The sequence below is a fragment of the Rhizobium sp. 05L419 genome, from assembly GCF_056397845.1.
In genome coordinates this window covers 1-10,656 of sequence record NZ_JBFTOF010000052.1, presented here as the reverse complement: position 1 = coordinate 10,656, position 10,656 = coordinate 1, and the positions used below count along the sequence as shown (strand labels likewise).

Annotated in this window: 9 protein-coding genes and 2 pseudogenes; 1 reads left to right on the top strand and 10 read right to left on the bottom strand. The window is 56.9% G+C overall.

The window, feature by feature from the left end; all coding sequences use genetic code 11:
• The 5 genes and pseudogenes from AC1DMK_RS30365 to AC1DMK_RS30345 all read right to left on the bottom strand — a co-directional run.
• Window positions 1-765, bottom strand: a pseudogene (locus AC1DMK_RS30365) (transposase); the annotation flags it as partial.
• 255 nt (window positions 766-1,020) lie between these two features.
• Window positions 1,021-2,175 (bottom strand): cytochrome-c peroxidase, encoded by a 1,155-nt coding sequence (locus AC1DMK_RS30360; protein WP_477863950.1) that lies wholly within the window; start codon window positions 2,173-2,175, stop codon window positions 1,021-1,023.
• A gap of 7 nt (window positions 2,176-2,182) precedes the next feature.
• Entirely contained in the window at window positions 2,183-2,878 is a 696-nt protein-coding gene (locus AC1DMK_RS30355; RefSeq protein WP_477863949.1) for a hypothetical protein, read from the bottom strand.
• Between the two features lie 16 nt (window positions 2,879-2,894).
• Window positions 2,895-4,634, bottom strand: coding sequence for a TonB-dependent receptor (locus tag AC1DMK_RS30350; RefSeq protein ID WP_477863948.1), 1,740 nt, complete (start codon window positions 4,632-4,634; stop codon window positions 2,895-2,897).
• A 511-nt stretch (window positions 4,635-5,145) separates the two neighbouring features.
• Window positions 5,146-6,030 (bottom strand): aldo/keto reductase, encoded by an 885-nt coding sequence (locus tag AC1DMK_RS30345; protein ID WP_477863947.1) that lies wholly within the window; start codon window positions 6,028-6,030, stop codon window positions 5,146-5,148.
• Window positions 6,031-6,505: 475 nt separating this feature from the next.
• On the opposite strand from AC1DMK_RS30345, the gene AC1DMK_RS30340 reads away from it, so the two are divergent.
• Window positions 6,506-7,684 carry a Fic family protein gene (locus AC1DMK_RS30340; RefSeq protein ID WP_477863946.1) on the top strand — a complete coding sequence of 393 codons (1,179 nt, stop codon included), beginning with the start codon at window positions 6,506-6,508 and terminating at the stop codon, window positions 7,682-7,684.
• 89 nt (window positions 7,685-7,773) lie between these two features.
• Here the strand turns inward: AC1DMK_RS30340 and AC1DMK_RS30335 are convergent, their stop codons facing one another.
• The 5 genes and pseudogenes from AC1DMK_RS30335 to AC1DMK_RS30315 form a co-directional block, all read right to left on the bottom strand.
• Window positions 7,774-8,220: a MarR family winged helix-turn-helix transcriptional regulator gene (locus AC1DMK_RS30335; protein WP_477863945.1), complete on the bottom strand. Its 447-nt coding sequence runs from the start codon at window positions 8,218-8,220 to the stop codon at window positions 7,774-7,776.
• An 81-nt stretch (window positions 8,221-8,301) separates the two neighbouring features.
• Complete coding sequence (locus tag AC1DMK_RS30330; RefSeq protein WP_477863944.1) at window positions 8,302-9,018, bottom strand: SDR family oxidoreductase; 717 nt, start codon at window positions 9,016-9,018, stop codon at window positions 8,302-8,304.
• A gap of 63 nt (window positions 9,019-9,081) precedes the next feature.
• The gene (locus AC1DMK_RS30325; protein WP_477863943.1) at window positions 9,082-9,456 is read right to left on the bottom strand and encodes a hypothetical protein; all 375 of its coding nucleotides are present in this window, start codon (window positions 9,454-9,456) and stop codon (window positions 9,082-9,084) included.
• A 24-nt stretch (window positions 9,457-9,480) separates the two neighbouring features.
• Window positions 9,481-10,362, bottom strand: a complete 882-nt coding sequence (locus AC1DMK_RS30320) for an NmrA family NAD(P)-binding protein (protein ID WP_477863942.1) — start codon at window positions 10,360-10,362, stop codon at window positions 9,481-9,483.
• 104 nt (window positions 10,363-10,466) lie between these two features.
• Window positions 10,467-10,656: pseudogene (locus tag AC1DMK_RS30315) on the bottom strand (hypothetical protein); the annotation flags it as partial.

The following is a 10,656-nucleotide window of genomic DNA, read 5'->3' as shown; positions in this document are numbered from 1 at the left end:
CATTGCGCGCTTAATCGTCTTCAGGCGGTTGATCTGACCTTCCGCCTGACCATTGCTCCAAGGCAAGTCGATGGCGTTACAGACGGCGTCGATATCGCGGCGAAGAACGCGGGCAAAACGGGCCAGGGAGGCGAGCCCGGAGTGAATGGGATCATCGATCCATTCTTCGAGTTTCGCCGAAGCTCGGCCACGAAATATACCGCGAAATCGCATGGAAAAGCTGCGCAAAACAGCAAGCGTCTGTGATCCTTGTTTGAGGGCATCCACTTTCCGCACCTGATTGATGACCAGCGCGCCGCACGGCTTTATGCAAAGAGTTGCGGCGATAACCGGTGAGATCAAATGGCCGGTTTGCGGATCACACACAGGTGCATTGTCAGGTGTTTCGTCGGCTTGAAAGCTCGGAACTAGTGCCACATGATCTTTTCCCGGCCTCTCGGCTCGGCGCCAGGTTGCCAAGAGGCGTTCAAGATTGGAAAAGCTGCCGGTGTATCCGCGGTGCTTGATATCGTGAAACAGATGCCGCCCGCAGCGATTACCCTCCGTCCAACGCTGGGTAAGAAACGCTTCGAAATATAAAGGAGATGTCGGCTGCAACGTGGCCTTGCGTCGATCGGGTGGAGTTTCGAACGTCAGCCATTTTGCAATGCTTCGTCGGCCATATCCAGTGCGACGTGAAATTTCCGAGCAGGTCAGGCCTTCTTTGCTCAAGGTGTGTACCGTCTCGAACACATCCTGCCGAGACTGCCGATGCACCCGAGACGCCATTGCTGAAGCAGGTTGCGCAGCCGGAGGGGGCCGCCGCGGACCCAGACCATCGGATTGAACAGGAGTTTTCCCGGCGGCTTGGTCATTCAAACCCGACCTTCCTGTTGGCTCAACACCAAAGGCAGGTTCTGGCCTGGCTGGATGCCTCAGCGCCGGGAGAGGTGATCGCCGTGAGCGGCCAGCCAGGGACCGGCAAAACAGCATGTGAATGGTCGAGGGGCTGCCAATACATCCATACGCAGTTGCTACCCGTTACAGCGTCTCAAGAAATGCAAGAAGGGCCGCTCGCTCGCGAGCGGTCAGACCAAGAGGACGCAGGAACTCTGACGTTGCGGCAGCGAATGGCCTTAACGGAGCCGCCGCTTCCTCATTGTTGCGGGGCCTGATGTGTCCGCCACCTTCTTCGTAAAAGGCCACCACATTCCGTAACCCAGGCATCACGCCATTGTGCATGTACGGCGCGGTGTCGCGGACGTGACGAAGCGATGGGGTGCGGAATTTACCGACGTCCTCTGTCTTGCCGGTAGTCTCATAGAGGCCCAGATCCTGAAGCCTTCTCTGAAAAAATGTCAGGCCGATGTTGTGAATTTTCTGGTCAGTCAACAAGGGCCCGTAGTGACAGCTCGCACATCCTGCTTTGCCTCTGAACAGATGCAGTCCCCAGATTTCATCGTTGGATAGCCGCTCGCCGGCGCCATTCGCGAAGGCGTCGAAGCGGGTAGGGCGCTCGAGATATCGCTCGAACGTGGATAACGCGTCAGTGATCTGCGTTAGGACGATGCCATCTCCACCGTAAATCTGGGTGAACGCCTCGCGGTAATCGCTGCTCTCGTTCAGCCGGATAGCAACGTCGGCTTCATCGGCGTTGGCCATTTCCACTGGGTTGAGGAGCGGGCCATTTGCCTGCTCAGAAAGGGTCTTCGCGCGCCCATCCCAGAAGAAAACATCACGATAGCCCACATTGAACAGCGACGGAGAGTTGCGGTTGCCAACCTGTCTCAGATGACCGAACGGCACCCGGAGACCGTCTCCCCAACCGAGCTCCCTGTTGTGACAGCTCTGGCAGGCGATCTGGCCTGAGGCCGACAGGATCGGATCCTGAAAGAGCCGCCGGCCAAGCCGATATTTCTGTAGGTCTCTTCCCGTCGGTGCCGGATGAATCGTCAGCGCACCGAGCTCGACAAAATCAACGCCATCGCCGATCAACGGCGATGGCCAGAACGTTTTGCCCGAGAGGTATACTCTCCGCAGCGCGTCGAGATCCTCGGCGCTCGGGTCTACGGAAAGGGTGTAGACGGCTCGCCGATCTTGCCAGGATAGTCCACCAGGCGACGTGAGGAATGGGCCCAGTACGATGATACTGAGCCCGATCGCCGATATCGTGATCAGGATGCGAAGAAGGGACATGCCGCTCTCAGAAGGTGGCAGATGCGCCGAGCCAGAAGGACCGGCCACGAACCCATGGATTGCTGGTACCCGCTGTGGCGTTTCCGGTCTCATCAAAAACATTGCTGATCTTGAAGTTGACCGCTAGCGACGCGTCGTCTTTCTTGGCGACGGTGAACGCTCCGCCGACGTCTACGGTGAGCACCGGTTTGAAGCTCCGGTCTTCCCAAAGATCGTGATTGATCCCGTTGAACACGATGGTGTCTCCGGTATCGGCGGCCCCCTCGTAAGCAAAGTTGTAGTTCATGGCCATGCCGAGGTTCAGGCGCCCATCCATCCAGGCGCTATCGAGAGCGATCTGTGCACGCAGTGGAATGTCCTGGTTTCCGGTGACCACCGAGAAGCCACCGAGAGTGTAGGATCTGCCCTGGTAGTAGATCGGATCAAGCAGGTCGTCTTCGTCGGTGAAGTAGGAGTCTGCCGACCTTTGCTGCTTGGACCATGTCAAAGAGGCGGTGAGGGTGAGGGTCTCGAGGTTCTGGATCCCTGAGACATCCCACTCCTGGGCATATTCAGCAGTCGCGGACTGGTAAGCCCCGGTCGCGCTGTTGGTGAGCTCGTAGACGTTCTTACCGAGATCCGCCGTCGCATACTGATCACGCAGTTGACGGTTCATGTATCGAAAACGCCACTGGCCATCGGTGAAGCTATCCTTGATGGTCACGGCAGCGGTGAACTCGTCAACGTAGGGCGTCGATATCCGAGGCTCTGTTGGCGTAGTTTCCGGTCACCGTGCCCATTGTCCAGGTGTCGCCTACTAGGCCGATTGAAGACCGGGTGCGGGTGTAAGTCTGCGCGCGCGGCTGGATCTCGCGAACCGCATACGCAAGGCTCTGCCCATCGTAGTAGCGGTTGTATCCTCCACTGAAGGAAACACTGTCCACCGGCGTCACGGTCGCGACGAACCGAGGAGAAATGTTGAGGTTCTTCTGGTAGTCGTCGAATTCGCCACGGACGCCTGCTCTCACATTGAGCCAGTCCCAAGTTTGATCGATTTCCGCATAGGCGTTTGCAGAATTCAGCTTCGCAGTAACGTCGAAAGCGCGCCAGATGGACTTGATCGACGCATACTGTTCTGCACTGCAGACTTCCGTTGTGTTGCAGGTGAAGCCCGCAACACCGAGGGCCCGGGCATCCCAGATGGTCGTCGTGGAGGTGTAATAGGTGAAGTCACGCAAGCGAGCCCGGTTCGCCTCCGTATGCTGGAATTCGTATCCGGCAAGAAACGTTCCACTACCGATCTCACCTGTCGCCGATTGCGAGAACCCGAATTGCTCCTGACCTTGCTCCTTGCTTCCATAACCACCCTCTTTGCACGTGGTCGATGTCGTCTTGGTCGGGTCGGTGCGGCACCAGTCTGTCAATTCAGATGATTCCCACTGCAGCACCCGGCTGGCCAATTCGCTTTGTGTGTAAACGTAGCCCGTATCCGAATTCGATGTGTTGGTCGTGTTGCCACGCGAGTAAGACGCCTTCGACTTCAGGTGCACATTCCTGAGTGGGATACCTCCGAGGCTCAGATCGCCTGCATCATAGTCATTTTCGAGCTTGCTGGCGAAGCTTCGGGTGCCCGTGTCCAACTCCATCTCACGCCAGGCGATGCTCTCGAAATCCTGATGGTACTTCGTGTAAACCCCTTCAAGGACAAAGTMGCCGTAGTCGGTGTCGGCATTCGTCTGCAGGCGGAAGAACTCATTCTTCGACTTTTCGTCGATGGTGCCGTTGCGGTAGATATAGTTCTTCTGCTTGGTCGTGGCCGCGTCTTCGACGCTGTATTGGCCAATGACCGAGATGTTGCCTGTCACCGGACCGCTGACGGAGTAGGATGCCTTGCGTTTCACGAACTCCGGTGGCGTTCGGTCGAGGGGGTTGAGACCATCCCCGGTGGCCAGCTTGTAATGCACCAAATCATCCGACTGGTAGTTGACCGACGTGGAGAAATACCACCGGTCTTTTTTGGCTTCGGCCAGCTTGTAAGACACCACGCCACCAAGGAAGGAGCCGTACTGGGCTGACGCATTGCTGTCGATCACCGTGACGGAATCGACAAAGTCCGCTGGTACGAAGACAGTTTGCGGATGAAGGCCATACACGCGGTCGGCATTCGGCGTGTCTTCGTCGCTCGTCAGTTCCTCCGTGCCGTGCCGCTCTTCGGTGCCTGTTATTGTGTTGATACCCATTCCATCGAGGATAAAATTGTTCTCGTAGGTGCGTCCGCCGGAGATGCGATACTGGGTCGGGCGCGTATTGATTTCCTTCTGGCCGTCCACACCTGCGTCGTCATCGGTGTCATTCTGATACTGAACATTGGGAAGGCCACGGAGGAAGCTGTTGGCGTCGCCACTGCCGTCGGTGCGTGCCCGGTATTGGCCGGTGCCCAGTTCCGTTGTGCCCGTATCCGCGACCACGTTGCCGCCCAAGAAGCTCCAGAAACGAACGATAATCGTCTTCAGGGAGGTATCGCTTCCATCAGTGGGTACCATCTGCGCTGAGGCAGAGGAAAGCGGAAGGGCAACAACCATAGCCATCGAGACAAGCACCGAACGCGGCGAGGCCTGTGTGTAGGAGAATGCTGGCACTGTCAGATATCCATAGCATTGCCGGCTCGTTGGAACTCAATCCAACGCGCTCGATTTCAAACTGATTTTGGCTGGCTATGGCAGGAATTGACCGGCGCAATTGCTGGCTGCGATGTGCCATGATTCAGCGGCACGCCGCGGGCATACAAAAATATGATTGTAATAGTCAACTATAAATTTCCAAGAAACACTCAAGGCTTGTTCACGATGGCGGCTATTCTGCGCTTAATTTAGTGCCTCTGGATAACCCCCACGGCCTTAGTTGGTGGGGCCGAGCATTCGGGCCCAACTCAAAATCGTGTGATGAAGCAGCTAATGGCATCGTGGCGACTTACGCCGCCGTGTTTCCAACTCAATTAATTGTCTGGAAGGCTTTCCGTCCTTCCGCATCAAGGGCGCTGAATTGCTCGCCCGTGAGGACTACATCCGCCGCACGAACATTCTCTTCCAGGTGCTTAACCTTTGAGGTGCCGGGGATCGGTATCATGACGGGACTGCGCTTCAGCACCCAAGCGAGGGCGATTTGACTCGGCGATACTCGGTGTTTCGTCGCAACCGTATCAAGTAGAGACCCGGGTTTGGCCAGATCTCCGGCCGCGAGTGGGAACCATGGAATGAAACCGATGCCATGCTTGGTGCAATAATCGAGAACGTCTTCGCTCGTACGATCGACTAGATTGTATCTGTTTTGGACAGTGGCGACCTTGAAGATCCTCGAAGCCGCTTCGATATCGGCGACCGAGACTTCGCTTAAACCGGCATGGCGAATGAGCCCGGAATCCATCAGTGATTTAATCGTGTCGAATTGCTCCTTCGCCGGTACCTTGGGATCGATCCGGTGGAGTTGCCATAGATCGATTTGCTCTACGCCCAAGTTGCGTAAGCTCTTGTGCACTTGCTGGATCAAATACTCAGGGCGGCCTACAGGGAGCCAAATATCGGGTCCATGCCGGGTCAGTCCGCCCTTGGTGGCGACAACTGACCCATTTTTGTAGGGATGAAGCGCCTCCTTGATGAGCCATTCGGAAACATCCGGGCCATAGGAGTCGGCGGTATCAATAAAGTTCACACCGAGGGTGGGAAGGCGCCGCAATGTCCGGATTGCCTCTTCGTGGTCCGCGGGCGGCCCCCATATCCCTGAGCCTGTCACGCGCATGGCCCCGAAGCCAAGACGGTTGACTTCCATGTCGCCGCCGATCTTGAACGTTCCCGACTTTGCTGCGCTGTACTCGGTCATGGCCACACCCTCCGCCGATGGATGCTGCTTTGTGCATCTCCTCAACCTAGAGAGCCGGGGCCGATGTTAAAGTCTGCTCGCCCCAATTATTAGCGCAGAGGCAGATTGGGCGGCGCGGTCATCGTTCCAAGCACACTTATGATGCTGTGTTAATCCTGACCTGCCACTGCGAATTTCCTCCAGAATGGATTAGACCGTATGTTCGCGGGGTGAGCGTGGCCCGCCCCCGCGGTAAGCTGAATTCGGGGGTTGCTCTGGATTGGCCGGAGCCGAGCCCCAAGCTTAGCGAGGGCGAACCATGAAAGAAGATAGCGTAATTTTCATTGGCTTGGATACGTCGAAGCTGAAGATTTCAGTGGCGGTTGCGAATGGAGAGCGCAACGGTCTACGTTAATTAAGCGCGCTTACCTAAGCTTGATGCTTATTTAAATAAAGGGGCGCTTGCTTAAATAATGGACGGAATTCATATTAGGCTATGTCTGATTCCGAACCTAATTTGCGCCTGGGCCGTTTTGTCGAAACAACAGCAGCGAACGAAACAGTGCGGGCGTTCGTGCCTCCACCATTGCCGCCCGAGCCATCCATCGATGTGCTTTCGCTATTGGAGCGGCTTAGCCTGGCCGAGCGTGCGCTCGGCCGCCTGGATGGTATCACAATGCTGCTCCCGCGCCAGGAGTTATTCCTTTACATGTATGTGAGAAAAGAAGCAGTTCTTTCCTCACAGATTGAAGGCACACAGTCGACGCTTTCTGATCTTTTGCGGTTTGAAACCGAGGCTCACGCGGGGCAGCCAGTCGATGATATTCGTGAGGTTTCCAATTACGTTGATGCGATGATGTACGGTTTGGAGCGTTTGGAAACGCTGCCAATGTCATTGCGCCTGATCCGAGAGATGCACGCACGACTGCTGCAAAGCGGACGGGGAGGTACTAAGGATCCTGGAGAGTTTCGGCGCTCGCAGAATTGGATTGGTGGCACGCGACCCGGTAACGCACTCTTCGTGCCACCACCCGTGACGGAATTGGCAGGCTGCCTGGATACGTTCGAGCGCTTCATGCATGAAGATCAATCACGGTTACCGGCACTGATCAAAGCCGGCCTACTGCATGTCCAGTTCGAAACGATTCATCCATTTCTCGATGGCAATGGCCGTATAGGTCGTCTGCTTGTCACTCTGTACCTGTGCATGAAAGGCGTTCTACACAAGCCATTGCTCTACCTCAGTCTTTACCTCAAGGCCCATCGGAGAGAATACTATCGATTACTGCAAGAGGTCCGTGAACATGGGAACTGGGAGGCTTGGCTAGACTTTTTCCTGACAGGCGTCGCCGACACCGCCAACCAGGCATTTGGAGCTGCCACTCGGATTGTCGACCTTTTCAAGGAGGACAGGGAGAAAATCACAACCGAGAGCGACAGAGCCGGATCGGCCCTTCGTATTCATGAGCTCTTTCAGCAAAACCCCTTTCATACGGCAAATCAGCTTGTTCAGATGACCGGCCTGTCTGCGCCAACTGTCAACGCGGCACTCGCCGATTTGGAGCGTTTGGGGATTGTCGAGGAGGTGACAGGTCGCAAGCGTGGCCGTGTTTTCAGCTACCGTAGATATCTCGCAATCCTAAGCGAAGGCACTGATCCCCTGCCTACTACGTGACTAAATCACGGGTCGCCGGTTCTAATCCCATCAAGAGCGTGGTGCCGTCTATCGGCACGGCACGGAGGGCCGGCGAAGATATGCGTCAATCACTCGAAGACATCGCCAACCACGATCCCGTTCAGCTCCATCCGAAGCGCGGCCACGTTTGTTGCTCCATTTAGGTCTGAAAACTCTTGTTGGGCGGCAAGCCAAAGGGGCGACGCCTTCTTGTGGAGGAGACGGCCTTCAGACGTCAGTTCGATGACCCGGTAGCGGCCATCGGTCGGAGAGGGCCTTAGGGAGAGGAACCCGTCTCTCTCCAGGAAACCCACCATCTTCCCCATTGCAGTCCGTTCCACATCGAGGCGTTCGGCCAGCGCATTGACCGTCGCGCTTCCTACCTCGGCCAGAGCGGCGAGAATGAGGAACTGCGTGATGCGGAGCCCGACCGGCTCGAGGTGAGCATCGTAGAGGCGGGTGATCTGCCGGCTCGCCTTACGCATGGCGTTGCAATTGCACTGGTCTATTCCCAGAGGCTGATTGGCCGACAACATTTCCGTTCCTTTCAATCCCATTTTCTAGGGCGACTTCACGCCGTCGGCGGAAGACGCCCGTCAATCCCGAAGTGGAGGTTCTTAAAACAATCCCGGCGGGGGCGTGATATATCCAGGGACCTCGTCCGCCAAGGAGCTCTTTAACAGAACAGTGCCCTTATCGGCCATGATCTCACTCTTTCCGGCGGCGAGCGCATCATAGGTTCGGATTGCCACGTCCGTCGGGTTGGTCTTCGGCACGTCGATACCGTTCGTCAAATCCGTGTCCAGGAAGCCGACGTGAAGGCCGAGCAGCTGGATGCCGCGTTCCGCGAGGTGGAACCGTAGCTGGTTCGTATAGCTCCAGGCAGCCGCCTTGGAAGCTGCGTATGGCGTCAGGTAGGGTCGCGGTAGCCACACGATGTCTGAAAGGACGTTGATGATAGCTGCGTGGGGCTGCTTCGACAGGACAGGACCGAACGCCTGCGTGACGCGCGCCACCCCATAGTAATTGGTGTCGAACAACGCCTTCGACTGCGCCTCGAAATCGGCCGCCAAGGGATTGTCAATCAGTGCAGCAATGCCGGCGTTGTTGATCAAGATCGCCGTATCTGCTGCAGCTTCGGCCGCAGTGGCGACCGAGGTCGGATCGGTTACGTCGATGCGGACTGGCACGACGCCGGGCTCGTCGAAGCCATTCGTGTTGCGCATGCCTGCATAGACCTTCTTGGCTCCGCGACGGACCGCTTCACGAGCGAAGGCCAGACCCAGGCCGCGATTTACACCTGTAATGAAGATCGTTTGGTTGTCAATTTCCATGACACGTTTCCTTTTTGAGCAGTCGACCGCCTGCATCGCAGGCTGGGAAACTGGTTGATGGGTTCAAAGAAAAAGCTGGTCGGGAAACTGACCGGCAAGCGCCGTTTTCAGGTGGGTGGCAAGGGCCACGACGGCATCGACAGGGGCCATGCAGACGCTTACTCGCGGTACGGAACCATCCGGGTCGCGATCGATGATCACGGCCGCATTCAGGCGTTCGCCGCTGGTCAGCAAAGCCTCGTATTCGAGAAGCGTCCGCGAGCCGAGGACATCCAAGAACGTTGGCGTCTGCTCGACGTAGAAGGTCCCGACTGAATCGACGACGCGCCGGATCTTGTCGCGACCGATCACAGCTCCGCGAAGCACGGAGCTGATCAGTTCAGCGTCGTCGGCGAGATCGTCGAGAAAGGGATGGCGTTCTTCATGCATGTTGGACATTGTCGTTGATCCTGACCTTCAGCTTCAGTGGAAGGCGTCGCGGTTCCTGGCGATGAATTCTGGGACCGAGAGGGCAGGGGTTCCAGTCACGCGCTCGACTACGTCGTTGGTGCCGGAGAAGATCCCCTCTCGATAATTCTGGGCGACCTCGACAAGGTGCTGCACCAGAAAAGGCGGAAACCTGTAGAGATTCTCCATCTTGTCCTTGAAGGCCTCCATCGACGCCGGAGTGTATTCGATCTCGGCATCCAGAACCTCGCTCACGGCCGCGGCGATCTCCGTATGGTTCATTTCGACGGGGCCGTGGAGCGTATAGATCTTGCCTCCATGGCCTTCCGGCTTCGCCAGCAGATGCGCGATCACGCGACCCTGGTCATCCGAGCTGATCGGTGCATGGCGCCCGTTCTCGAACGGGAACTCGATCTTTTTCGATGCCCAGATCTCCCTTGCAAAATGTGGGTAGACGAGCCAGTCAGCGAAGAAGGTCGGACGCAGATGAGTGGTCGCGACTCCCGACCAGTCGAAGACGCGCTCCGAAATCCAATGATCCTGCGCCGCGTGACTGGTGGATTCCCGACGGGCCGAAATCTGCGACATATTCACGATCGCGGAGACGCCCGTTTCCTTCGCCGCCTGCGCGAAATAAGCTGCAGCGCCAAGAATTCCCGGCGCGATGGGGTGCAGGAAGTACGCAGACCGAATGCCCTCCATGGCCGCACGAACGTCGTCGATTTCGGTGAAGTCCCCGACCGCGATTTCAACGCCTCGTTCCCGCAGTGCTTTCGCACGGTCGTCGTCCGAACGAACATAGGCTCGGACCTTCCTGCCCATTTGAAGAAGCTCGTCAATCGCAGCGCCGCCGGTCCGTCCAGTTGCGCCACTTACCAGGATATCTGTCTCGCTCATTACCAAATCTCCTTTTAATAAGAGCATATACTCCTATTGGCAGACATGTAGGAGTATATGCTCTTATTGTCAAGCTCGACCAATCATGCGAGGGTGATGTCAGGTTAAGTCTGAGACGCCAAAGCCTGGTGGATGCCGGACTTCAGGGTAACAGCGGTGACGGACTTCCAGTGCGCAAACGCGCTTATGCGGTGCAGGTGGAGTACAAGCGCGGTGCGTTTTGTCCGAGGCGGCACGAAGAGATTGCGGACCGCGGAGAAAGCTGAGAGGAACCGTTGAAGGCTTCCAGTAGAT

Excerpts from the sequence above, each read along its gene's own strand:
- AC1DMK_RS30360 (WP_477863950.1), bottom strand. The coding sequence starts at position 2,175 with ATGTCCCTTCTTCGCATCCTGATCACGATATCGGCGATCGGGCTCAGT.
- AC1DMK_RS30335 (WP_477863945.1), bottom strand. The coding sequence starts at position 8,220 with ATGTTGTCGGCCAATCAGCCTCTGGGAATAGACCAGTGCAATTGCAAC.
- AC1DMK_RS30340 (WP_477863946.1), top strand. The coding sequence starts at position 6,506 with ATGTCTGATTCCGAACCTAATTTGCGCCTGGGCCGTTTTGTCGAAACA.
- AC1DMK_RS30345 (WP_477863947.1), bottom strand. The coding sequence starts at position 6,030 with ATGACCGAGTACAGCGCAGCAAAGTCGGGAACGTTCAAGATCGGCGGC.
- AC1DMK_RS30325 (WP_477863943.1), bottom strand. The coding sequence starts at position 9,456 with ATGTCCAACATGCATGAAGAACGCCATCCCTTTCTCGACGATCTCGCC.
- AC1DMK_RS30330 (WP_477863944.1), bottom strand. The coding sequence starts at position 9,018 with ATGGAAATTGACAACCAAACGATCTTCATTACAGGTGTAAATCGCGGC.
- AC1DMK_RS30320 (WP_477863942.1), bottom strand. The coding sequence starts at position 10,362 with ATGAGCGAGACAGATATCCTGGTAAGTGGCGCAACTGGACGGACCGGC.